The organism is Paenibacillus sp. RC21 (assembly GCF_044907935.1).
Taxonomy (GTDB): domain Bacteria; phylum Bacillota; class Bacilli; order Paenibacillales; family Paenibacillaceae; genus Paenibacillus; species Paenibacillus terrae_A.
The window spans coordinates 642640-668160 of record NZ_JBIYCS010000004.1 but is presented as its reverse complement, the minus strand read 5'-3'; the positions used below and the strand labels follow the sequence as shown (position 1 = coordinate 668160).

Annotated in this window: 18 protein-coding genes and 2 pseudogenes; 13 read left to right on the top strand and 7 right to left on the bottom strand. The window is 44.9% G+C overall.

Translation table 11 applies throughout. The features are described from left to right. Nucleotides 1-241 precede the first annotated feature (241 nt). The 6 genes from ABIA61_RS16545 (at nucleotide 242) to ABIA61_RS16520 (ending at nucleotide 6996) form a co-directional block, all read left to right on the top strand. A complete protein-coding gene (locus ABIA61_RS16545) occupies nucleotides 242-1576 on the top strand; it encodes an SMI1/KNR4 family protein (protein ID WP_404520634.1) in 1335 nt (444 codons plus the stop codon). A 168-nt stretch (nucleotides 1577-1744) separates the two neighbouring features. Further along, nucleotides 1745-2347 carry a class I SAM-dependent methyltransferase gene (locus tag ABIA61_RS16540; RefSeq protein ID WP_283653964.1) on the top strand — a complete coding sequence of 201 codons (603 nt, stop codon included), beginning with the start codon at nucleotides 1745-1747 and terminating at the stop codon, nucleotides 2345-2347. 92 nt (nucleotides 2348-2439) lie between these two features. Beyond that, nucleotides 2440-2901, top strand: coding sequence for a phage tail protein (locus ABIA61_RS16535; protein ID WP_283653963.1), 462 nt, complete (start codon nucleotides 2440-2442; stop codon nucleotides 2899-2901). Between the two features lie 606 nt (nucleotides 2902-3507). Beyond that, nucleotides 3508-4026, top strand: a complete 519-nt coding sequence (locus ABIA61_RS16530; protein ID WP_283653962.1) for a hypothetical protein — start codon at nucleotides 3508-3510, stop codon at nucleotides 4024-4026. Nucleotides 4027-4263: 237 nt separating this feature from the next. Then, complete coding sequence (locus tag ABIA61_RS16525) at nucleotides 4264-5025, top strand: AAC(3) family N-acetyltransferase (RefSeq protein WP_404581022.1); 762 nt, start codon at nucleotides 4264-4266, stop codon at nucleotides 5023-5025. 240 nt (nucleotides 5026-5265) lie between these two features. Next, complete coding sequence (locus tag ABIA61_RS16520; protein WP_404581021.1) at nucleotides 5266-6996, top strand: histidine kinase N-terminal 7TM domain-containing diguanylate cyclase; 1731 nt, start codon at nucleotides 5266-5268, stop codon at nucleotides 6994-6996. Between the two features lie 160 nt (nucleotides 6997-7156). Here the strand turns inward: ABIA61_RS16520 and ABIA61_RS16515 are convergent, their stop codons facing one another. From ABIA61_RS16515 to ABIA61_RS16500, 4 genes are all read right to left on the bottom strand, one after another. Continuing rightward, nucleotides 7157-8098, bottom strand: coding sequence for an NmrA family NAD(P)-binding protein (locus ABIA61_RS16515; protein WP_404581020.1), 942 nt, complete (start codon nucleotides 8096-8098; stop codon nucleotides 7157-7159). Nucleotides 8099-8189: 91 nt separating this feature from the next. Continuing rightward, nucleotides 8190-9077 (bottom strand): LysR family transcriptional regulator, encoded by an 888-nt coding sequence (locus ABIA61_RS16510; protein WP_404581019.1) that lies wholly within the window; start codon nucleotides 9075-9077, stop codon nucleotides 8190-8192. Nucleotides 9078-9525: 448 nt separating this feature from the next. Then, the gene (locus ABIA61_RS16505; protein ID WP_404581018.1) at nucleotides 9526-10344 is read right to left on the bottom strand and encodes an SDR family oxidoreductase; all 819 of its coding nucleotides are present in this window, start codon (nucleotides 10342-10344) and stop codon (nucleotides 9526-9528) included. Between the two features lie 83 nt (nucleotides 10345-10427). Then, nucleotides 10428-10970 carry a PadR family transcriptional regulator gene (locus ABIA61_RS16500; RefSeq protein ID WP_404581017.1) on the bottom strand — a complete coding sequence of 181 codons (543 nt, stop codon included), beginning with the start codon at nucleotides 10968-10970 and terminating at the stop codon, nucleotides 10428-10430. A gap of 462 nt (nucleotides 10971-11432) precedes the next feature. Between ABIA61_RS16500 and ABIA61_RS16495 the strand changes: the two genes are divergently transcribed. From ABIA61_RS16495 to ABIA61_RS16480, 4 genes and pseudogenes are all read left to right on the top strand, one after another. Further along, a complete protein-coding gene (locus ABIA61_RS16495; protein ID WP_404581016.1) occupies nucleotides 11433-12932 on the top strand; it encodes a malate:quinone oxidoreductase in 1500 nt (499 codons plus the stop codon). Nucleotides 12933-13221: 289 nt separating this feature from the next. Further along, nucleotides 13222-17073 (top strand): glycosyl hydrolase 53 family protein, encoded by a 3852-nt coding sequence (locus tag ABIA61_RS16490; protein WP_404581015.1) that lies wholly within the window; start codon nucleotides 13222-13224, stop codon nucleotides 17071-17073. 135 nt (nucleotides 17074-17208) lie between these two features. Next, nucleotides 17209-17360, top strand: a pseudogene (locus tag ABIA61_RS16485) (amidohydrolase family protein); the annotation flags it as partial. 187 nt (nucleotides 17361-17547) lie between these two features. Further along, nucleotides 17548-18441: an SMI1/KNR4 family protein gene (locus tag ABIA61_RS16480; RefSeq protein WP_283653949.1), complete on the top strand. Its 894-nt coding sequence runs from the start codon at nucleotides 17548-17550 to the stop codon at nucleotides 18439-18441. 259 nt (nucleotides 18442-18700) lie between these two features. On the opposite strand, the gene ABIA61_RS16475 is transcribed toward ABIA61_RS16480, so the two are convergent. Together ABIA61_RS16475 and ABIA61_RS16470 are read right to left on the bottom strand one after the other, a co-directional pair. Further along, complete coding sequence (locus ABIA61_RS16475) at nucleotides 18701-19147, bottom strand: GNAT family N-acetyltransferase (protein ID WP_404581014.1); 447 nt, start codon at nucleotides 19145-19147, stop codon at nucleotides 18701-18703. Between the two features lie 286 nt (nucleotides 19148-19433). Next, nucleotides 19434-20015, bottom strand: coding sequence for a TetR/AcrR family transcriptional regulator (locus ABIA61_RS16470; protein ID WP_283653947.1), 582 nt, complete (start codon nucleotides 20013-20015; stop codon nucleotides 19434-19436). Between the two features lie 372 nt (nucleotides 20016-20387). Between ABIA61_RS16470 and ABIA61_RS16465 the strand changes: the two genes are divergently transcribed. The 3 genes and pseudogenes from ABIA61_RS16465 (at nucleotide 20388) to ABIA61_RS16455 (ending at nucleotide 23703) form a co-directional block, all read left to right on the top strand. Continuing rightward, nucleotides 20388-21449 (top strand): LLM class flavin-dependent oxidoreductase, encoded by a 1062-nt coding sequence (locus ABIA61_RS16465; protein ID WP_404581013.1) that lies wholly within the window; start codon nucleotides 20388-20390, stop codon nucleotides 21447-21449. Between the two features lie 22 nt (nucleotides 21450-21471). Beyond that, a pseudogene (locus ABIA61_RS16460) lies at nucleotides 21472-22410 on the top strand (alpha/beta hydrolase). A 186-nt stretch (nucleotides 22411-22596) separates the two neighbouring features. Then, the gene (locus ABIA61_RS16455) at nucleotides 22597-23703 is read left to right on the top strand and encodes a PRK06851 family protein (RefSeq protein ID WP_404581012.1); all 1107 of its coding nucleotides are present in this window, start codon (nucleotides 22597-22599) and stop codon (nucleotides 23701-23703) included. 78 nt (nucleotides 23704-23781) lie between these two features. Here ABIA61_RS16455 and ABIA61_RS16450 read toward each other — a convergent pair whose 3' ends face one another. Beyond that, on the bottom strand, nucleotides 23782-25227 hold the full coding sequence (locus tag ABIA61_RS16450) for a DEAD/DEAH box helicase (RefSeq protein WP_404580131.1): 1446 nt from the start codon (nucleotides 25225-25227) through the stop codon (nucleotides 23782-23784). Nucleotides 25228-25521: the final 294 nt, after the last annotated feature.

Genomic DNA, 25521 nt, shown 5'->3' with positions numbered 1-25521 from the left:
TACTCTAAGGTGGTTCAGTGGTGACCTTAAGAGAAGATACAATGAAAAATTGGTTTCAATGCGCTCAAACTAAACGTTACGGATGAACAAAGAAAGCTGTTTGCTGCACCGGTTGTATACTGCTGAAAACCTACTTAAAGATACATATAGTTCTAAAGAGGTAAGACCCTTAGAAAAAATAATAAAATTGCTGGGTAAGCAAATAGAGGAAACCTGGCTATAGTCAACAGGAGGGTTCAATATGTGGTTTGGGAAGAAAGAAACGCAACTGGATCGAATAAAAAACAAACTGAGTCAAGCCATGCGCAAAGACGCGGCTTTCTCGGTGTTTGGAGCATCCTCACATCAATACAAGGTTAATGAGAAGCTTACTGCAAAAGAGCTGGCGGACTGGCAAGCCCACAATCAGGTCACTCTTCCTGAGCCTTACGCGCAGTTTTTAACGAAAGTCGGCAACGGAGGCGCCGGACCCTATTATGGAATTTATCCGATTGAAAAGGCAGCTTCCTATACCGAGCGCCAGGCACTCCTTGCAAAATCCGTTCTGCATCCCGGGATGACCAAAGAGGAATGGAACCATCTAATTGAGCCCCTGACCAAGGATGAGGACATCCCCGATGAGGAATACGACGACACCTGTAATAAGGTGCTGGGCGGCATGTTGTGCATAGGTACCCAAGGCTGCGAATACGAAATGTATCTCGTACTTGAAGGGAAATACAGGGGGAGAATTGTGTACACCTCCGATTTTCATCCCGATCATCCTTTTTTCTTTGTCTATGAAGACAGCTTTCTGGACTGGTACGAGCGCTGGCTGGATGAAATTATTCTGGATTATGATATCGGGTGGTTTGGCAGTCGAATACCGGGTGATGAGAATGCGCTGATCCAGATTTATCAGAGCGCTCCAAACGAAGAAATCCAAGCAAAAGCGCTTGATGGAATGTCCAAGTTTAAGAAAATATCTCAGCCAACCCTTGGTTTTTTGAAAAATATTGCGGAGCAAAGCCCAAAAAATCGGACCACAGCCATTTGGCTAATCTGCAAAACTTCTTTTGACGCGGGTAGAAAATATCTTCTGGAGCTGTTGCAATCGGATGGGCATGAGGATTTTCTGCAAGCTTTACAGATTCTACATGCTTCCAGTAAAACTGCGGATTTAACGGAATGTATTTCAGTGATCTTGCAAAGGCTTGACAGGATTCACGACCCGGAAACGTTGCGTTATGCAGGGTATATTTTGGAAGATTACGGTGGGATTACTCTCCAGAACTTTGCGCCTTTCTTGTGTCACGCCGACCCGAAAATGCAAACCACGGCCATCTATGCCGCGCGCAGTTGCGAAAACAAGCTGGGAGGCTGGCAGATCATTGAACAGATGTTGATGGGGGGCGGCCCGCAGGTTATGAATAACTTAATTTTGTACTGGGGCATTATTCCACATGAGAAGTTGCTGCCTTACTATAAGGCGGTATGGCCGAAATATCAAAAAGATCCGAAATTCAGAGAAAAATTTATCGGTTGTTTGCGAGAACTACATCTGCCAGATGATTATTTCGACAAAGACGAATCGTGAGAAAGGTGTACCTGAATCACCCCAAGGTTGTCTCCTCCATTCATACAGAGGTTTTGTTTTCCATAAGGACGAACCGAATAAGAATGTGGACTAATGCAAATGCTTCGATAGAATATCATTCTATATTGTTGTATTCAGGATTTTATAATACAGATTGGAGAGGTAATCATGGGAAATACGGATAAGTTTGAAATGATAGCTAATGTATATGACACTTCTGAAAGAATTCAGATTGCAAAGGCATCATCTGATGCCATTCGTGAATATGTAGTTGACGCTAATAGTAAGAATGCTATTGATTTCGGGTGTGGAACGGGTCTCGTCGGAATGAACTTGTTAAACGATTTTAATTCTATGCTTTTTCTGGATACTTCACAAAACATGATTAATCAAATAAAGCAAAAAATTACTGATTTTAATATTCATAATGCAGATACAATATGCTTTGATTTTGAAAAGGAAGGTCTATCGGATCTTCATGCTGACTATATTTTTATGGCTCAGGTTCTGCTCCATATTCATGATGTTGAATTCGTTTTATCCAGATTATTTGATGTTCTAAATGAAGGAGGACATTTATTAATCGTAGATTTTAATAAAAATGAAAAAGTAGTTTCAGATATAGTTCATAACGGATTTAGTCAAGAAGAGCTGACTGACATTATGACTAAAATAGGATACAGAGATATTCAGTCCAAAACTTTTTTTAACGGAAATAAAATATTCATGGGACATGATGCATCTATGTTTATTCTTGATTCTAAAAAATAAACTTTTAGGCAGAAATGATCCCGTTAGTAGATTTGAGACTATTGAGTAGCGGCAATTTTTTTGGAAATAATGAGTTAAAAGGAGAGATGGAAATGCCCTATATCGTTGATTTTAATAATGTGTCTACGGTTGGTTTAGAGTCTTCACCTGTAGTAGAAGCGCTTGCTGGTTTGCGTGCTAATGAAGCCCGTTACTTTATGAACAAATACAAGCATGAATTTACGGTTGTGCCAGCTAGTGAAAGTCAGGAGACCCTTGATTATGTGAACCGAGTTTTGAAAGAGCGTGATATTGAGTTTGAGGCCAAACCTTTAGAAACGTCACGTTTTCAAGTGGAAAATATTAAATTTGCTTACGTCTTTTATGAGGATGGTCTTGAGGTCAACGTCATGTATACGGTTGATGATACTAAGAAGCGGGCCGTTGGCTTTAAGCTTTCTGAGGGGATGGAGGTACCAAAGGAGTTAGAAGGGAAGTTTAAGTTTGCTAGGCAGAAGTCAAAACTAGCTGGAACAATTCGGGGTTCGTTTTTTGTAATTAAAGGAGAATATTAAAGTAAGCAAAAGCGCAATTGGAGAAATCCATCCACTTTTTCTATTTGTAAAAAAGATGCGAGATCAAAGAAAGGGCTATCCCACAAAAGGATGGCCCTAAATTTTGCCGTTACAGCCATCGCGGTGAGCCTTACCATAAGTAACGGCAAGCTTTTTGGAGAAAAACTCGCAGCAGCTTGTATTACATCATGCCGACCATAGGAGCAGGTTGGGTCAGACTCTGATCGGAATGATGCGTAAATAGGCTCCTGCAAGTTTTTTCAACACAGTGAGTAAATGTACGATGCATTCCTTTCACTTTCTGGGGGCGTAGAAATCTGGAATCGAGAGTTCATCTTTACAGAGGCGAAGTGAGTTTTTCAGATAGTTGACCGAGCTGATCCAGGGTAGGTTATAGTTTTACTGGCTTGAAGCCTACATTTATAACCTGTTTTTTCATGGAAAAATGATTCCTTTAGTTTTGCTTCCAACGTTTGGAGCAGACTAATGCCCCGGTGACGGCGAGCCCATCAAGCGATTTTGGGCGTGCGCATGCCCCATTCGCACAAGCAGCCCGCCCGCCCCTGGCGTAAACTGAATTATAATCAGTGAGCGAGGTGAACTTCCATGGCACAATCGAAAGAGATGCGCGCACGGGCTAAGAAGTTTCAGGGCCGTCCGGTCTGCGTCACCCTGCATAGCGGAGAGACTTACGTCGGCTACATCACCGACGTTAATTGCGGCGGGTTGGTACTTGCCAGCGCTGGAGCCCCCCCACGCGCTTCTTCCGGGAAGCAAGGCTCCCGATCTCCCAAACGCAGAGCCAGTTCGCATGCCCCGGGCGTCCGTCTCGGCAATCGGAGAAGCGGCGCGCGCAAACCGTCCGTCCGTTCGCGCTCCCGCAAGCCGGACGCCAAGGTGTCGGCATTCCTGCCGATGATGGGCTCGCTGCTCGGTGGCCTGGGCGGCGCCACTGCGGGCGCAGGAGCGCTCGGCGGTGCGCTCGGTGGCGGCCTGCGGCTGTTCGGCATGATCCAGAAATTTGTTCCGGTCGTGAAGATGGGCTACGGCATGATCAAGTCCATTCGCCCGTTCTTCGGCGCAGTTCAAGGCTTGATGACCCCGGTCGCGTCGGATAACGAATAATCGTATATCTGTCAAAGGGGGCTATTCGCGATAGGTGCGGACGCATATTCTGCGCGGATCAAGGGATAATGGCGGCACGGCCTATACCCTATCCTTTTCTAAAAAGGAAGCTAACGTGACCTCGAAGGACTGGTCGTCTTTGACAACCAGTCTTTTCGTTGCTGTTTCAGACAGCACGGTGAACTGTATTATAAATAATAGAAAGCTTTGGTATAATAACCCGGGAGGGAGAAGAACATGCACACGATAGAGAGCTTAATGAAGCAATTAGAGCAATTGAGTATTGACAGCAAAGGGACATTGTTGGTCCATTCTTCTATGAAAAGTATGGGGTCGGTCGAGGGTGGTGCGGACACAGTCTTGGATGCGTTTACAGAGTATATGAAGGATGGGCTGCTGGTGTTACCGACCCATACGTGGTCCTACATCAATGCGGATAATCCCAGATTTTACGTGGATCAGTCATCTTGCTGCGTCGGTATCCTACCTGAACTTTTTCGCAAACGGCCTGGCGTGATACGTTCGTTACACCCCACCCATTCGGTGGCAGCATTAGGTCGGGATTCCATAGCTTTCACCAACGACGATCATCGTTACGATACGCCATGCGCGAGAGGCTCCGCCTGGGGGAAGCTGCTCGATCGAAAGGCGACCATCTTGTTGGTTGGGGTCGATTTAAAACGCAACACATTTATCCATGGAGTTGAAGAATGGGTAGACATCCAGGGCAGGTTAACGGATGAGCATGAGATGCTTTACACGGTTCTACCTGATGGAACGGAAATCCCTGTACCTTCCCGCAGACATTGTGGGTTGTCGTGGTCGGAGCATTTTTGGAAAGTAGATGAGGTCCTTGAACGTAAAGGTGCAATGTATAAGGGACAGCTTGGCGATGCGATTGTAAGGGTTTGTGATGCGGCGATGGTGGCGGACGTCATCACGGAAATGCTCAAGGACAATCCGGATTTGTTCTCGGATAATCTTCCCTTGGATCATTAATATGGATTATGAAAGGGCCGTCCGGTAACGGATGGCCCTAAAAATTTGCCGTTACAGACAACTCGGTGAACCGTCAGAGATTAGACTGCGATTATGTAAGCTAGATCACTCTTTTTGCTATATGATAAGATGTAGTTAATTTAACTGAACGCAATAGTAAAGGAATATACTATTTGAGGATTTTGCAGAATCCTGTATTTCAATGAATCGTAGTTGTCGAATCAAAAAAGGAGAAGATTTGTGAGCCCATCAGTATGGTATGATCTCGTTTTATTCCTCCTATTGTTTGCTTTATATGTTTATGTTTTTGCTACCGTTAGGATTACAAACTTACATAAGGTTTACTTCTTATTTCATTTTTTAATGATGCTTTGGCCATTGTGTCAATTTGCTACAGATATGGCTCATGATCGGCGGTTGCAGTTGTTTTATGTGACCATGTCCTTTGTCTCACTCTCCATGTTGGGGAGCGGTTGGCTTCTTCTTACCGTTTTTCTTACCGGAAATGCTGATAAATTAGGAAAAAAAAGATTATTCCTGTTGTTTGCGCCAGCGGTTATTGCAGTAGTTGGTGTGGTCATGAACCCGTTTAGTCTGTTTGTAGCTCCGCTGGAGGGCGGTTACATCGATAGAGCATATGGCCCATGGTTCTGGATTGTGATCGTTATTCTGGTCAGCTACTTTTTTGCTTCCCTCTCTGTTTTGTTTCGGACATTGCATTCCTCCCAAACGTCACCAACGATTAAAAAACAAGTAAAAATAACGCTGTGGGGAATATTCGTGCTGTTCGCTTTTGCAGGTAGCGATGCCCTTCTTAATGTGGTCCTAAGCGAGTGGTTGCCGATCATTCCAGGATTGACTTCTCTGGGGATTTTTCTTTCAGATCTATTTTTCGTATATGTCATAAAAAAATACAATGTGTTTGATCTTGTTTACATCGCTCATGAGGATGTGATCAATACGATTCCATATGGAATACTTGTGCTAGATGAAAATGAATCCATTGTTGAAGTCAACAAAGCTTTACAATCCTTTATAGATCTACATGTGGGCGATCATTTTGATATGGAGGCGTTTCTGGGGTCTGTTCGTGTAGAGGGCAGTAGCAAGAGGTTTCTGGATCATTATAAGCAAAAAGAAAATACCTTGTCTCCAATGGAAATCATCGTTGAGCGCGACAGCGCGCGTCATTTTATACTACAAGCTTCTCCGATTGTTGATTCTTACCGTATGCAAATCGGTCATATCCTTACGTTTCAGGATGTCTCACAAGAGCGCTATCTTGTTAAAGAAATGAATCGGCAGAATGAGATCCTTCAGGAACGAAATCATTCACTTGATCGCATTCGTCATGAGTTATCCCAAGCCAATCGACAACTTGAAGAATTAGTCCTTACTGACAGTTTAACAAACTGCTACAATCGCCGTTATTTGACCCAGCACCTGACTCATGAGGTGATTACCAATATTCATTATAAAACCCCGTTTTCACTCATACTCTTCGATATTGATTTCTTTAAAGCTATCAATGACCGCTATGGACATGTAAAAGGGGATGAAGTTCTTTATCGTACTGCTCAAGCAGTCAAACAATCCATTCGTAGTACCGATATTCTAACTCGATATGGCGGGGAGGAATTCATGATCTACCTTCCGCATACAGAACGCCAGTTAGCCAAACAATTAGCGGAACGAGTGAGATTATCGGTAGAGTCGAACCACATTGTAGTGGAGCATGAGATCGAACAGGTTTCCATTACGATAAGTATAGGGATTTTATCCATTGAGGATTTTGATCATGAACATGTACTGGACAATCCAGAAGAGTATTTAATCCAACTTTTTGCTGCAGTAGATAAGGCACTTTACCAAGCCAAGCAAAATGGACGCAATCGGATCGAATTTGCAGAATTCCAGAGTAAAAAGGAAGGATACTCATATCATACAAGGAATTATAGAAACTCATATTAACGTAAGTGACTATGAAAATTCGGCACACAAAAAACTCTGGGTTCCTTGGTGCAGGTACCCAGAGTTTCGCTTTGTTGATGGTATGCAGGGAGCCGTGCGGCCCCATTTTTCGGTCATAAATCGGCTTCCGATCTCTCCGCAAGCATGGTCATGACTTGGATTAATTATCTTTGGAGTGTCGTTCCCCCACTTGGTACTCATTCTCATGTTCAAACATATATTTCACCGTTACGGGATCTTGGCCCGTCAGCTTCTTGAAGTCGTCCGTAAATATATCCATTTTCCCTAAGCGAATTGCTTGTCCAAAGGTAACCATACCTTCAGAAGAGAAGGGGGCTTCGGAATCTTCTGCAAATTTGCCATCTGTTGTTCTGGGAACTCCCATTGCATCAAATACGCCGTAATTTTCTTCATCTGTGATCTGCTTGTAGGTAACATGATGACCCGTTACTTCATTTGCAATCTCGATAAAGTCGGACATTGTTATTAATTCAGGACCATTTATATTTAATATTGCCTCATGATAGTTGTCTGCTGCTAATGCATAAGCGACAGCCTTTGCACAATCTTTCCGTGAGATATAGGCCATCTTGCCGTCACCCTGGTTATTTTTCAACACGCCGTCAGACTTCACAAAGGTGAAGTAATTGGTAACCATAGCTTCCGCATATTGCGAATTACGCAGGAAAATATAATCTAACCCGACACTTTTGATATAATCCTCCGTATACACATGGTCCAGTTTTTCAACACTTGGATTGGATTCATCAGCCGCGTTAACCAATGAAGTATAGATGATTTGTTTTACTCCAGCTTCTTTCGCCGCATCGACCACGTTTTTGTGTGCATTTTGGCGCTTTACCCCTACAAAAGGCATGGAGATTAAAGCAAGCTGATCTGCATTAGCAAAAGCTTTTGCAAGACCGTCTATTTTATTGAAATTGGTCACATGTGTTTCAATGCCTTGATCTGCATACTCTTGTAAAGATGCCGGATCATATGCACAAAAAATAATTTGGTCTTTTTCCACTAATTTCAATAAATATTCAGCCGCTTGTCTGCCCAGATTGCCATCTACACCTGTTAATAATAATTTACCCATGCTTGTCGTCACTCCTTGCTGAAATGATCTACACTTATATATTATGTGAAAAAAAGAACAATGTATAACACAAAAAACTTATGGACTATTGCTAAATCGAATTTTGTATTTGATGCAGGAATGAGTACAATGCCGGATTTGAATTATTTTTTAAGTAGCCTATTTCGATTTTAAAAGTATGGTGTGAATCATGTATGGGAATGAATCGGACCTCTTCCTTCAGGTCAGCAAGATCATAGTTATCTGGAAAAAAGCCAATTAAATTCTCTGTAATGATATAAAACAGCTTGGTTTCGACATCATCTGCGGTTCGAAGGATATTGGGCTGGTAACCATCTTCCATGGCATGTTGAATCATCAAATAATAGGAGTCTCCAATAATCATTGGATTCAGCATGACAAGCGGATACTTATATAATTCATCCTTTGAGATGGATTCACAACAGAAGAGGGGATGTTGTTTACTTACAGCCGCGCAGTATCGCCCGCTATATAATGTATGGGTTAGGATTTCCTCTTTCCCTGTAAACTCTGAGTCAAAGGCCACGGCCACGTCATATATTCCTTTTTGCAGATACTCAGCGACATCCTTTAGCAATACTTTATTTAATTCAAGTTTAATCTTTGGATAATTTTCTTTAAATGAAGGAATGAATTTCAACAAGCTTTGGATATCTGTGATCGCAGCATATTCGATGCTCAATAGTTGGGTATTATTTTTCCGGAAATTTTCCATGCTTGTTTGCATATGATTATATTGCTTCCAAAGCACGACGGCCTCTGCATAAAACAGCCATCCCGCTTTTGTGGGCTCAATCGGAATTTGTTTTCTGTCAATCAACTGAATGTTGAACTCATTCTCAAGCGCGGCAATTTGTTGGCTAATCGTAGTCTGCGATACAAAATTTTTCTTTGCTGTTTCTGTAAAATTTCTACATTCAACGAGATCTATAAAATATTTCATCCTTTTTAGATTCATGTTTACCTCCAATTGTATGAAATTTATTATAACTTACGTTCCCGCCATAAATTCAAGCCAGCGTACCCTAAGGTTAATAGGCAAACCGGCGGTTCATAATTTGGAGGTAATGTCAGCTTATTGCCGCACATTGCTAAGTAAAGAATAAGCATAAGGATTTCCGCTACAGATTCTAGGGTCCTTATGCTTTCTTTGGATTCTATTTTTTGTAGTATTGGCCGTTGGGCAAGAATGGATAATTCATCATTAGTATATCACGCTTACAGGTTCTTAGACACACCATGCAGACATGTAAAATGTGAACTCGCGTATCTGCTGGCCAGTTGTTAATGTACCGGAGCATCCGAAAAATAATGCGGAGCGATGAGAAAAAAAGCACAGGGTGCCCCATGCTGAGCTGGTTCTATTTTTTTATACTATATGAACGATGATTTCAAATTTTCTCTTTTCAAGAAAAATGCTGAGCTATATTTGCTAGATACTCTTCTTCATCCGTATTTTCTTTCATATGAATGAGCATCTTTGCATCTTCTCCAACTACATATCGGAATTGATTTGTACCGTCTGTGGCCGCTTGATATATTGTTTCGGCAACAATATCTGGAGGCGAAGCGTATGCTGGGTGTTTTTCCATTTCACCCAATTTACCCAGAAATGCAGTAGTAAACGGCTTATAGTCCGTTAATGCATCATTAAAAAAGAACTCCATCGATCTTCCACCAAAGTCCGTATTAATAGCACCTGGTTCAATCAACTTTACTTTGATGTTTTGTGATGCTAATTCATAAGATACGGATTCAGAAAAACCTTCTACCGCGAATTTAGATGAATGATACAGAGACATCGTAGGAAAGGTCACTTTCCCTCCCATAGAAGAGATATTGATCAGCAAACCTTCTTGATTAGATCTAAAATGTGGCAACATGGCTTTAGTCATACGGATAAGACCAAAAACGTTCACTTCAAACTGTCTTCTAATCTGCTCATCCGTAGCTACTTCTATAAGACCCATTGTTCCATATCCAGCATTATTGAGAAGAACGTCAATTTTACCAAACCGTTGAATCGCTTCCGCTAACGCAGATTGAATAGTATCTTCTTTCTCAACATCAAGCCTTAGCACCAACACATTATCTAGTGTAATGAATTCAGTTTCTTGTTCAGGTGAACGCATCGTGGCTACTACGTTCCATCCTCTTTCAGCAAAATGTTTTACCGTAGCTCTCCCAATGCCCGATGAAGCACCCGTGATGAAAATTGTTTTCATTAACAATTCCTCCTAAAAGTTTTGTGAGCGTTACATCTTGAACATGGTTGGTACAAAACTTACTTCGTAAGCATTTGAATTCACTAAATTCTGCTCTTCTCTTGCACTAACTGCTCCATGCTTAACAATCCCTGGGCAATGGTTGTAAGTTTGGCTTTATATTCTTCTATCCCAATTTGGATGCAGATGATCTGTGCTGGATGCATTTCATCTTTATAAAGCGAATATTGCTCAAATAATTGATCTAACTTTTTTTGTGATTCCTCTTGTACTTGCCTCAACCAAATAATCACCTTGTCATACCCAACAAATTCACCGAAATAAAGCCTCATCATAAAATCAGATTTCTTAATACTGTCTCCCTCTAGTGGCGCTTGTAAATAGGCGTTAAAACATTCTCGTCCTTTAGCCGTTATATTTAAAACATTCTTGTTAGGCTTACCTTCCTGGAGCACAAATTCCTTAGTTATCAATTCCTCCTTCTCCATTCGAGTAAGTGTGGGATAAATCGTTCCATAACTTGAACTATAGAAATTAGAGAATACATCCTCCAATAACTGTTTTATTTCGTATCCAGTCAACGATTCTTTCATAAGCATGCCTAAAATAACATCCTGAGTGTTCAAAATAGGACCTCCTTGCAATTTAGGAATATTTGTATATCACGATTACAATATATCAATCAGATATATGCTATGTCAATATATAAAATTTATTATTGCATGTAGATAACAAGAAGAAGCCCCATCTTTAGCCTATTTTATGCTTTCTTGTTGAATAATTTCGAGAAAATGAAGTGGAGAACGATACCACAAGTAACGGCCAATCCAAGCTATAACCCTTACAAAAAGCTGAGTTAAGGCCTGGGTTTTATATTCTTGGAGCCCTGTGGACAACTTATCACTTTTTTTTCCATACTCAAATGGTTTATAATTATCAGATAATAGTCGATATAATTTTTAATAGATTATATTTTAGTTATAATAGAGACAGAAAAGGTATGTTCCTGAGTGGAGCCTTGCTTCTTGTATCACCTAAGCAGGAGGGCCTACTCTTTTTTGCAAATATAAGAGATAAGGAAGGTTTTTATGAGTAGCATACAGAAAAAAACAGACGTTATCTTAATTGGTGCCGGAGTCATGAGTGCGACTCTGGGATCATTGCTTAAAGAGTTAGCACCGGAATGGGAAATCACAGTGTTTGAGAAACTCGCAAGCGCAGGAGAAGAAAGCTCTAACGAATGGAATAATGCCGGTACGGGCCATGCCGCACTATGTGAGCTGAACTATACATCCGAAAAAACCGACGGATCTGTAGATATTAGTAAAGCTGTAAATATTAACGAGCAATTTCAGCTCTCAAGACAGTTTTGGTCTTTTCTTGTAAACAGCAATTTGATTCGTAATCCGCAGGACTTTATCAAGCCAATACCTCATATGAGTTTGGTAATAGGGGAACAAGACGTAACTTTTTTGAATAAGCGATTTAAAGCGCTATCAAACGTCCCTCTGTTCCAAGGAATGGAATTTTCTGATGACCCTGAAAAGCTGAAGGAATGGATTCCGCTGATCATGGAAGGCCGTACATCGAATGAACCGATCGCGGCAACCAAAATCGACTCCGGAACAGATGTCAACTTTGGTGCTTTAACACGCATGTTGTTTGACCATTTACAAAGTAAAAACGTCGAGATCAAATACAAGCATAGTATTAAGAATATTAAACGTACGAGCGACGGCTCATGGGAAGTCAAAGTGCATAATCTTGAAAGCGGTAAAATCGAATACCATACTGCCAAATTTATCTTTATCGGTGGTGGTGGCGGAAGTCTACCTTTACTACAAAGAACTGGTATTCCTGAGTCCAAACATATCGGAGGATTTCCGGTAAGTGGACTGTTTATGGTATGTAACAATCCTAAAGTTGTCGAGCAGCATCATGCAAAAGTATACGGTAAAGCTAAGCTTGGTGCTCCTCCCATGTCTGTTCCACATCTGGATACAAGATACATCGGCAACAAAAAAGCACTATTGTTTGGACCGTTTGCCGGCTTCTCACCAAAGTTTTTGAAAACGGGTTCAAATTTGGATTTGATCTGTTCTGTCAAACCCAATAACCTCTTCACGATGTTAGCGGCAGGCGCAAAAGAGATGGCATTGACCAAATACCTGATCCAGCAAGTGATGTTATCGAATGAAAAGCGTCTGGAAGAATTACGTGAGTTTATTCCGAACGCCAAAATTGAGGACTGGGAGATCGTGATAGCGGGCCAACGTGTGCAGGTGATCAAAGATACGGAGGCTGGTAAAGGAACCCTTCAATTTGGTACGGAAGTGGTTAGTGCCGCTGATGGCTCGGTAGCTGCATTGCTCGGTGCTTCTCCGGGTGCTTCTACTGCTGTTAACGTTATGCTGGAAGTATTAGAAAGATGTTTCCCACAACATATGAAAGAGTGGGAACCGAAGATAAAAGAAATGATTCCTTCTTATGGTGTGTCACTAGCAGAAAACCCGGAGCTTTTCCAAGAAATTCATGATTCCACAACGCAGACGCTTGGTCTGGGCGAAAAGGAACCGATCCATGGTTAATTTTTGGATGTAGAACCTAGCCCCAGGCTCAACTCACTTGTGAGAATTACCTTTTTTGATAAAATGCACATTAATCTTACGATATGTATTAAAATCGCATAAACAACAACGTCAAGCGGTGGGAAATATTCCCACCGCTAAAATGCTTGCATAAGAATACAAAATGTTGCAATCCTCCCATGTTTCCGATCATAGGTGTCTGATATAGTGATCACAGTAATTATGTAAGCGCTTCACATAAAACGGAATCGTTTATGGGTATTCGGGGTTGAAGAAAGGGGACAGAGAGATGAGAAGAAAGAGACAGGCATGGTTGTTGCTGGTGGTGGCGATTATGTTCAGTTCGTGGCCGATGCGGCTGACACCAGCGGCGGCAGCCGCATCGGCTGGTGTTTCGGCAGTCGTAAACGGGGGATTCGAGACGGACTTCTGGAGTGATCAATCGTGGCAGGTGGAAGCATCAGATTGGAATCAGATGGATATTCAGCATTATGCCTATGCCAGTGATCCTTTTATTACGCCGTCTGAAGATACGTATGCACTCAAGTATTGGATCAACGACGCGGCGCCGACGGACCAGCAGGTCACGGTCAGCCAGAAGCTTCCGACGCTGCAGCCAGGCAGTTATGAGCTGTCGGTGCAATCGATGGGCGGCGCCGATGCCGAAGCGGGACATTTACGGGTATTCGCAGGTACCGATCAGAGCGGTGAGGTGGCAACGTCAGGCTATAACCAATGGGGAAGCGTGACCTTGAAATTCGTGCTGACCGAGCAGACTTCCGATCTGGTCATTGGGGCGAGGATCAGCGGCGCTGCGGCTGCGTGGGGCTATCTGGACCGCTTTACCTTAAAGCAGGCCAGCACGGATACGACCCACCCGGTAGCAGCGGATATTTTCGTGAAGAAGGTCGAAGGATTGAAGTCTGATTTTATCAAAGGTGTCGATATATCCAGCATTCTTTCTCTGGAGCAGAGTGGAGTACGCTTCTATAACGAGCAAGGCACAGAGCAGGATATATTCCAGACGCTGAAGGAATCCGGCGTAAACTATGTCCGGGTGCGTGTGTGGAATAACCCGTATGATGTGAAAGGTAACGGCTATGGCGGCGGGAACAACGATCTGGCCAAAGCGATCGAAATCGGCAAGCGGGCGACCAACAACGGGCTGAAGCTGCTGGTGGATTTCCACTATTCCGATTTCTGGGCCGATCCGGGCAAGCAGCATGTGCCGAAGGCCTGGCAGAATCTGAGCTTTGCTGACAAGGAACAGGCGGTGTACGACTATACCCGGGACAGCCTGCAGCAGCTGCTCAATCAGGGTATAGATGTGGGGATGGTGCAGGTCGGCAATGAGACGAACCAGTCGTTTATCGGGGAGAAAGATTGGACGAAGATTAGTGCTTTATTTAATAAGGGAAGCCAGGCGGTGCGTGCCGTGGATCCGAATATTCTCGTGGCACTGCATTTTACCAATCCGGAGACGCCGGGCCGCTATGCTTCCTATGCGAAGGCGCTGTCGGACAACCGCGTGGACTATGATGTCTTTGCCAGCTCGTATTATCCGTTCTGGCACGGTTCACTGAGCAATCTCACAGCAGTACTGAAGCAGGTAGCAGATACGTATGGTAAAAAAGTGATGGTGGCGGAAACGTCCTATGCGTATACATCTGAAGATGGCGATGGGCATGAGAATACCGCCCCGAGAAGCTCGGGACAGACGCTGGACTATCCGATCAGTGCTCAGGGGCAGGCCACGTCGGTCCGTAATGTCATTGAAGCGGTGTCCAATGTAGGCGATGCAGGCATTGGTGTATTTTATTGGGAGCCAGCCTGGCTGCCGGTAGGACCAAGAGCCGATGTCGAGCAGAACAAGCAGCTGTGGGAACAATATGGTTCCGGCTGGGCGGCGAGCTATGCTGCGGAATATGACCCTGACGATGCGGGCAAATGGTATGGCGGTAGCGCGGTAGACAACCAGGCGCTGTTTGATTTTACGGGCCATCCACTTCCTTCGCTGAAGGTGTTTAACTACGTCAACACGGGAGCGGTTGCTACGCTCCAGGTGGATGCAGTCCAAGCGGTCACGTTAACGGCCAATGTGGGCGATAACATTTCGCTGCCAGATTCGGTCACCGTGATGTATAACGACGGCAGCACCGGAACACTTGCTGTGGAGTGGGACCAGGCGGCCTTAGAGCAAGCGGTGAGCCAGGGAGCGGGCAGTTACGTGATTAAAGGGACAGCCAAAGGCGGTTATCCGGCGCAGGCGGCGCTGGAGATTCGCAGGCCGAATCTGCTGGTGAACGGCGGCTTTGAACAGAGCGACCGGAGCATGTGGGAGATTACTTACGGTGACGGAAGCGCGCCCCACACCGACTACCAGAACAAAGCCTCCGATGCGAAGTCGGGCCAGTATTCGCTGCATTTCTATTCGGCGGCTGCGGTTAATTTCCGGGTGGAACAGGCGGTCTACGGTTTGAAGTCCGGCTACTACGACCTCTCGATGTCGATTCAGGGTGGCGATGCGAAGAACGCGCAAATGAAATTGTTTGCCGCGACTGGCGGCAAGGAAGATAAGGTAGATGCCGATGTAAATGGCTGGGTACAGTGGAATCAGCCGGTCATTCGCGATATACGGGTAACCGACGGCAAGCTGACGGTGGGTGCTTCCATTCAGGCAGACGGCGGGGCGTGGGGATCGCTGGATGATTTCTATCTGACGTTCGTCCGGGATGTAGAGGCAGCACCGGGCAAAGATTCCTCCAAAAATTCGTCTACTGGTGGCGGCAGTATATCTGCCGTACAGAGCGAGAATGTGACAGTCAGTGTGGACGGCGGCAAGAACAGCAGTACTATGCTCTCCAATGTCGTCATTCAGCGGACAACGCTGTCCGACGGGTCGAAAAAAGACCGGGTCAGCTATGGAGCTGCTCAGGCACGGGAGGCATTGAGCAGCGTGAAGGCCGAAGGACGTTCCAGCGTCCGGCTGGTGATGCCTGATTCAAAGGATGAAGTCTCCGAGCTTGAATTCGCTCTGCCAAAGGATACGGCGAAGACGCTGGCGGATGCGGGGGTCGGTCTGGAAGTATACACTAACCATGCCCGTCTGATCCTGTCCCCATCAACGCTCGCTTCGATGGACGGGAACCGTCAGTTTACGCTCAGTCCGGTAAAGAGTGAAGCGGCAATCCAGGCGGTAGCGGAACGGGCAAAACAGAATAGCCTCGTGCAAGAAGCCGCCGGACAGGGTGAAGTTCGCGTTATTGGCCGACCGGTGATGATCGAGACGAATCTGCAGGGGCAGTCGGTAGAACTGGTGCTGCCACTGCCGCAGCAATCGCTGCCGAACTCTGCCGAAGAACGCCAGGCTTTCCTGAGCAATCTGGCTGTGTATGTGGAGCATGGCGACGGCACCAGAGAGCTGGTGCAGCCGACGCTGCTGTGGGACGGTAACCACCCGGCAGGACTCAGTTTTAGTGTAAACAAGTTCAGCACCTTTACGGTACTGCATCTGAACAAGCAGATCGCGAGCATAGGCGGAGAGCAGGAGAGTGAGCGTTCGCAACCGTATATGCAAGGCTATCCGAATGGGACATTCCAGCCGGCGCGTAGGATGACACGGGCGGAGCTGGCAGAGATTCTGTTTCGTCTGGCTGTTGACCGATCGGAGCAGCCGTTGGTGGAATCGTCAGCATCGCAGAATCGCCCTAACTATACGGATGTTGCTGGGCAGAACTGGGCTGCCGAAGCGATTGATACCGTGACAACGGCCGGATGGATGAAGGGATACAGCAGCAGCACTTTCGCACCGGAGCGTCCGATCACTAGAGCAGAGATGGCGACAGTGCTGGCACGCTGGAAGAATCTGAGCGGAGCAGCTTCGGCAACCTTCCCGGATACGACCGGACACTGGGCGAAAGATGATATTGCACGGGTACAGCAAGCCGACTATATGCATGGCATGCCGGACGGCAGCTTCCAGCCGGACCAGACTCTGAGCCGGGCAGAGGCGGTCACTTTGTTCAATCGGGTATGGAAGAGAGAGCCAGTATCCTTCACTAACTCGTCTAGGTGGTCAGATGTCCCGGTCGGACATTGGGCTTTCGGGGACATTGCCGCAGCAACAACCCGGATTCGCTAGGATATACTGGTAAGCCAAACTTATCTGCATTTCCTGCCTGCATGTCTGGATCACATTCGGTCGGTGATTCCCCAAAAGGCCTTGGCTTTTACCTGCCAAGACTATCTAAATCATGTGCATGATCAATTACCTCATGATATATCTCGTTTAGATTACTTCGCAAGAAGAGTCTAGAGTTAGTAGGTTGGTACTCAGAATTATATATTGATTCTACTTCTTTAACTGAAATTGCATCAACAGTGGCGACTCTTCCTGCTGTTTCAATAGACCATTTGGGTATATCAAAGCTGTCCTTTGCGGGATGGCTTTTTGGTCAAAACTTGCCGTTACAGATAGCGCAGCGAGCCGTATCACAAGTAATAGTAAAGCGCAGAAAGTAGGATAGATCGAGTTTTAAATCATCCGGTTGCTGGAGATAGCGGTGCCGGGAATGTTAGAATTAAAAAAAAGGGCGAAAAGTAGGAGGCAGAGCTGATGCGGGACAATCTGTTGCCACAACTGGAAGCGTGGCACGAGGAAGATGAATTCGAAGAAATCGTAAATGCCATTATGGAGTTTCCTGTGGAGGACAGGGATTATGTGTTGGTCAGTCATTTGGGCAGAGCGCTGAACAATCTCGAGCGTTACGAAGAGGCGGTTGAACAGTTCCTATCCATTGAAGAGGAGGGGAAAGGCGATCCGCTGTGGCATTACCGCATAGGTTTTGCCTATTACTACCTGGATCAATATGAGGAGGCCTTGCGCGCATTTGAAACCGCAGATCAGTTAGACCCTGGGGATGAGGATACCTTGGAGTTCCTGGATTTGGCTCGGAGCAAAGTCCTTCAGAAGGTAGTGGAGGTGTCCAATGCCGAGGTTGATACCGTTGTGGATTTCGATTTCACGGACTTTTGGGATGACAGTGAACATGCGTTAGAACAATATGTTATGGATGATCCGCCCACTGATGAGCTAATCGCCTCCTTAGAAGAGGAATTGGTATTCAGGTTGCCGGCCTTCTATATTCATATGATGAAGCTGCATAACGGGGGAGTTCCTCAGAACAGATGCTTCTCTATAGGTGGATCGGTCTCCGGGTCGCAAGAGCATATCAGAATTTTAGGCATTCTGGGAATTGGACGGGAAAAGAGACATTCGCTGTGCGGTGAATCAGGCAGCCGTTTCAGAATTGAGAATGGGGGATATCCTGAAATTGGCGTGGTCATTTGTGATTGCCCTGCCGAGTCTGAGGTGGTCATGCTGGATTACCGTGAATCCGGCAATGACGGCGAACCGGAGGTTGTCTATGTGGATAAAGAGAATAACTACAAGATTACGCAGCTTGCGCCCAATTTCGAGGCCTTTATTCGCGGGCTGGAAAAAGAATAAATGAGGAGTCTGATTCGTTCAGGCTCTTTTTTTTGCCTTGCTATCGTTCCGCTGAACCGCATTCTCCGAAAAATTTACAACTCTATAATAACTTTCAATCAGAGATTTGGCAGAAAACGTATTTGTGTGTGCTGAATATCATATCGACGGGATCGATCCGGCAGTCAAAGGAGACGTCTTGTCTTCGAGAAGATCGGGAATGATCATGCGCTCGATTCGAGCCAGTCTCGAGAGACAAGTACGTCAAAGCCTGGCTTTGTTATGATGAAAAGTGAACCCAATCTTTCCCTTGGGCAGCTCCCATCTTTTTAAAGAAAATTTGAGCCCGTTTATTCTCAGTAGAAGTTATCCAGGTCATACTAGCATATCCATGATTTTGTGAATATTTTTGACATTCTAAAAAAAGCTGTGATTCCACTTCCGTATCTCTAAATGGTTCCATTATAAAGAGGTCGTTCATAACTGTGATTTTGTCTGCTTTCATCGTGCTAAATGTAAAGAATAATGTAGCAAAGCCGACTAGCTTTCCACCTTGTTCTGCCACAAATTGTATACCGTTTTGCTGATCAAAAAGGGTTTGAATCAAATTATGAATTTTTTCGACAGGTGGCCTAGGGTTTTGATAAAAACCAACGATGTACTCATACATTAACTCGGTCAAACTGTTTAAATCATCAGGCGCAGCGTTTCTTACTACAAATGACATTAGATATACTCCTTTTTCATTAAATTTGAATTATTATACTATATTAAGTATAAATATTCAAATGGGCGTGTACTGTGAGAATGTGGACAGCGCGTCCTAACAACCATTGCCGACGTTCCATGTCGTTGATGGTTGTTTTTACTCCAATAGGTTTATACAGGCCTAGATGGCTTAATCCCTATCAATTATAGGTCGTTTTTAGCCGATAAACCAGTTAAGCTGAACCGTATCATAAATGAATGACCCAATCGTGATTCCCATTCGTTAAAATTGAACTTATTCCGAATTACTTAAGCAATGTAAGTGTCACCTCTATCGTATTATCAATAAATGATCGCTCTGGACGAGACTTCATCATTACGGTTAGTCCAATTAACGATACGATTAGCGCCTGTGATACAGCCTTCGCATCTAGCCCAATCTCAAGCTCACCTGATTGTATACCTCGTTCAATGGTTTCTTGAAATATGACCGATAGGTACATTTGATGTTCCCTTGTAAGAATTTCAAATTTCTCATCATGAGGCGCAAGTTCGACCATTGTATTGATGCAAAAGCATCCTTTTCTAGGATCTCCTGTATATTCCTCATCGACCACACCTTCAAAAAAAGTGCGAAATGCTTCTTTTACAGATGGGTTGCTTTGAAGTCTGGTTCGGACCAGAGAAGCACGGGACATCATGTATTTGCGTAGCGCGACTTCGAACAATTCTTTTTTGCCCCCAAAAGCTGAGTATATACTGGGGCGTTGAATTGCCATTCTGGAAGTTAAATCACTTAATGAGGTAGCCTCATATCCCTTCTCCCAAAATAGTTGCATAGCTGCATCTAATACTTGTTCTTCGTCAAATTCGCGGGTTCGTCCCATAATCAATACCTCTCGTTACTCTTGATTTTATTTTAATTGCTCAATGACTCTGATCATGTGTAATTGTCAGCAGTCTTTTTTTGCGTACCAAATAGTATGTTATTATCTTATAATTAGCCGTTTATATTGTCAAATGAAGGTTAGTTTATCCTAACAAGGGAAGTTGATTTATTGACATTATTCGTTTCTATGAGTTATATTTACTGGGAAAATTATCATACCGATCAGTATGATATTTTTTGCCGTATTTAAAATCAATGGAGATAGGGGGGCAGCATCAATCTGAGCTACACATCAACCTGCTTGAAAAGAACCGGAATAATAGTTTGAAGCTGCTGACAGAGAAAGCTATTAGTATAGGAGAGATTGATCATGGAAATAGGTATTACTTCGTTTGTAGAAACGAAACCGGACGTTCAGACAGGTGAAGTGATGAGTCACGCACAGCGATTGCGTGAAGTTGTCGAGGAAATTGTCCTTGCTGATCAAGTAGGACTTGATGTGTTTGGCGTAGGTGAGCATCATCGGAAGGATTATTCGGCATCTTCACCAGCAGTTGTGCTGTCTGCGGCTGCATCGCAGACGAAACGGATTCGGCTGACCAGTGCAGTGACGGTGCTTTCTTCAGCTGATCCGGTGCGCGTTTTTCAGGATTTTGCTACGCTGGATGGTATTTCGAATGGACGTGCGGAGATTATGGCTGGCCGGGGCTCCTTTATAGAATCTTTTCCACTGTTTGGCTATGACTTGGACGACTACGATGAGCTGTTTGAACAACATTTGGCATTGCTCCTTAAGATACGGGAGTCCGAAAAAGTAACCTGGAAGGGCGGGCATCGGCCAGCGATTAACAATTTGGGCGTGTATCCAAGGCCGGTTCAGAATCCTTTACCGATATGGGTTGGCAGTGGGGGCAGACAGGATTCTGCTATCCGAGCAGGTCTGTTAGGACTGCCATTGATGCTGGCGATCATTGGTGGAAACCCGACCAATTTTGCACCGCTCGTGCAGCTTTATAAGAAAGCAGCAGCACACGCTGGTCATGATGAATCGCAGCTTAAGGTTGGGTCGCACTCGATAGGATTTGTCGGAGAGAATACTGAACGAGCTGCAGATACATATTTCCCTTCTACGATGGCAGGTATGAATAGATTAGGCAAGGAGCGGGGCTGGGCGCATTACGATCGTTCTAGCTACGATGCCGCGCGCAGCTTTGAAGGTGCACTGTATGTCGGCGATCCGGAGACTGTTGCCCAGAAGATCATCCACCTTCGCAAAAATGTAGGCGTTACACGCTTTATGCTGTATGTTCCGTTAAGCACGATGCCGCATGCCGAGGTGATGAGAGCCATTGAGCTGCTAGGAACAGAGGTAGCACCCCGAGTTCGGGAAGAAATAGCCAAGTGGGAAGCCGAGACAGAAAAAAGATCATAATTCAATTATAGGAGTGATTCAAATGAATTTTGAAAGTCGGGTATTGCCAGAATTAAGGCCGATATTAGCACAATTTCCTGGTTTTCAACTGGAGGAAAATTTAGAACTGAGCAGAAGCTATTTGTCGAGTCCTCCCATTGAGAAGTCGGAGCACGTACATACGACAAGCCGGATGATTCCAAGCGTAGCAGGCGAAATATTGGTCAAAATCTACGAACCTGCCCAGCGCACTAACGCTAAGCTTCCGGCCATGCTGTGGGTTCACGGGGGAGGCTATGTGATGGGGCATCCTGATATGGACGACGCTTTGTGCGAACGCTTCGTGTAGGCGGCTAAATGCGTCGTCGTATCGGTCGATTATCGACTTGCTCCCGAGCACCCCTACCCAGCTGCCATCGATGACTGTTATGCCGGCTTGACGTGGATGACGGGCGAAGCTGAGCTGCTGGGCATCGACTTGGATCGGATCGCGATTGCCGGTGCAAGCGGGGGCGGCGGTTTGACCGCAGCGCTTGCTTTAATGGTTCGCGACAAAGGCGGGCCAGCCCTCGTCTTCCAAATGCCGCTGTATCTGATGATCGACGACCGCAATATTACGGCGTCAAGCCATGAAAATACGGCCGATAATGCAACATGGAACCGGACGAACAATTTGGCGGCCTGGAGCATGTACTTGGGCGATCGTACCGAAGATAACGAGGTGTCCCCACATGCGGTCCCGTCGAGAGCGGAAAGCTTGGCGGGGCTACCGCCGACCTATACGTGCGTAGGCCAGCTCGATCTGTTCCGAGATGAGACGATCGAATATGTGGCACGTCTTGCTCAAGCGGGTGTAGACGTCGAATTTCATCTGTATCCCGGCACATTCCACAGCTTTGAAGGGATGGTTCCGAAAGCGGAAGTAAGCCAGCGCGCCAGCCAAAGTTATGTGGACGCCATTGCAAGAGCGCTTAATCCTTAAATAATCCAGGGGCTGTCTCCAAAGGTCTGAAACGACTTGGGAGATAGCTCCTTTGTAATACACAGTTCAGGATTTTTGCAAATTCCTCAGTTATCAAAGATGGTAGGGAATGAAAGGCACCTTTTCCGTAGAAAATTAATACAATGGAGCATGAAGCATGACATTAGCCCAGAAAGGTGAGTGATTATGGACGGAACGATCCTTAATTTCTATGCCAGCGGCAATACGGCTGAAGGATTTGCTAACCTGTATAATTCGTCACTTCAAGGATTAACACGTTTGTTTGTCTTAAAAGGAGGCCCTGGAACGGGGAAATCAAGGCTTATTCGAGAAATTGGAGAGCATATGGCACAGCAAGGCTATGAGATATGGATTCTCCATTGCGCAGCGGATAACGATTCGTTGGACGGAGTAATTATACCCAAGTTAAAAGCAGGAATCGTGGATGGAACGGCACCACATGTCATTGAGCCCGAACTGCCTGAGACAGTCATCGTACACGTGGATGTAGAGCAGGCAGCCGATAGGCTTCAGTTGAATCTGCAGAAGCAAGAAATCGACAGCTTGACCGAACAGATCACGCAAGCACATAACCAAGCCTATTCCGGCTTTGCCGAAGCACTTCGTATTCACGACGAATGGGAAACCATATATATAGCCAGCATGAATTTCCAATTAGCTGATGAACTGACCCAGGAGTATATTGAACTCCTCTATGGTGATCGGAAACTGGAGAGAGTAAGTCGGGTAGACCGTCGTTTTCTAGGTGCGACTACGCCGAAGGGGGCTGTTGATTACGTCCCTAATTTGACCGCGGGCTTAAAGAGGTATCTGGTTAAAGGCCGCGCCGGATCCGGTAAATCTACTCTGTTAAAGAAATTAGCGGCTGAAGGAATACAACGTGGCTTTGATATCGAAATCTACCATTGTGGCTTCGATCCGAACAGTCTCGATATGATTATCGTGCGAGAGCTTGGGTTTGCTATTTTCGACAGCACGGCACCGCATGAGTACGAGCCCGTCCACGCCACCGATGAAATCGTTGATATGTATTCGCGATGTATACAGACCGGCACAGATGAAGCGCATTCGGATGCTATTGCCGACATTAAAGAGCGATACTCTAAAGCCATGAAGCAATCCATACAGCATCTGACACAAGCTAAGTCCTTACGGGATGAGTTAAAGGAAATCTATGCGGCGACGATGGATGTCCACCTTGTAGATCAGATAAGATCCCGGATAGAACAGGAAATTAGGGAATATTTGGTATCTGTGAGCAGGAACAACTGACCTCGTTAATTAAAATGGCTAGAGGAAAGGTGCGTCTATAGCGCCTTTCTCCTAGCCCTCTTTTATACCGTGTAGTCTCTACTTATTTCCCTTGCGTACCTTTAACAGTTTACCTTTTACGGTCGTATTCTTCATAATCTCCATTACAAGTGGACCCTTACCATTCAAAATCTCAACATCGGTTACATGATCAAGAATCGTAATGATCCCGATATCGTCTGCGGTTACCCCGTCAAGCTTAGCAATGGTTCCAACAAAGTCTACGGCTCTAAGTTTCTTTTTTTTGCCACCATTAAAATTCAACTTCATAATCTGTTGGTTTAATTGCTCGCGCTTGTCTTTTTTAAGTACAGTTCTGACATGTAGCTTCTGTTCAAAATCTTCTCTACGGCGATCAACAGCCTCTTCTGAGGGAGCCTTTACTTTCGGAATCGCGAATCCAATGTATGCTTCAATATCGGCTAATCGTCTGTCATCCTTAGGCGTAACTAAGGTAATGGCTTTCCCCGTCTTGCCTGCACGTCCCGTACGTCCTGTACGATGAACATAGCTTTCCTTCTCAAGGGGAATATCATAGTTAATGACATGGGTGATATTCGTGATATCAATACCTCTAGCAGCTACATCAGTCGCAATCAAGTAACGAAATTGTCCCCTTCTGAACGCATTCATCACCTCGAAACGCTCCTCCTGCTCCATCCCCCCATGAATACGATCACACGGATACTCCAGATCAGCCAAGGCTCTGAATAGTTTATCTACATTTTCCTGCGTACGGCAGAAAATAATGCAGCTCTCAGGATTCTCAACAATGAGCAGATTTTGAAGTAATACCAGCTTGTCCGCCTCCGCCACCTGAATCAAAGAGTGATCAATTGTAGCTGTAGTTATACCGGCTGCTTTTATTTCAATTTCAACAGGATCGTTCATATACTTGTGTGACAGTCTGGCTACATCCTCAGGAAAAGTAGCGGAGAATAACATCGTAACCCGGTCACTAGGCAGGGCCTGAATGATCGACTGAACTTGCTCGATAAAGCCCATATTCAGCATTTCATCAGCCTCATCAATAACGAGATAGGCCATCCGATCTAACGATAGCGTGCCTCGTTCAATATGGTCCAGTACACGTCCTGGCGTACCTACAGCCATATGTGTTCTTTGTTTTAACTCGGCCTTTTGTATATGAAAAGGATGTTTCCCATAAAGGGGCGTTGCTTTTATCCGCTTAAAGCGTCCAATATTCGTGATGTCTTCGGTGACCTGTAGCGCGAGTTCACGGGTTGGCGTCAGGATTAAAGCTTGGGGCTTATTTTCATTCCAATCTACTAGCTCACAGAGTGGAATACCATACGATGCTGTTTTGCCGCTACCTGTTTGTGATTTGGCAACAAGATCCTTCTTCTCAAGCGCAACTGGAATGACTTTCGTCTGAACTTCTGTTGGCGTCTCATAGCCTAGACTATCCAGCGCTCTCACGATTTCTTCACTTAATGGATAATCTGAAAAATGCTTCTGACTCATTTTCAACCTCTTCTGCGCTGTATTTGGAATACCTATACATATAGAATGTCATCGTGCATCTAACTTATACTTATATAGTATACTCTATATCCAGACTCACTCTAATACATATCGAATATTCCCCAATCTTGCCGTTACAGACTACAAAAGCAATTTTTCGCTTAGATTTAATTGAAACGATGTATAGCAAAGGATCGCAGATGTTTGGCTGTCCCGCAATGATGTAAAGTTTTTCGGGTTAAGTCTTTATTTTCACACGTAGCAGAAAATAACCACTCATTATTATAATTGGGA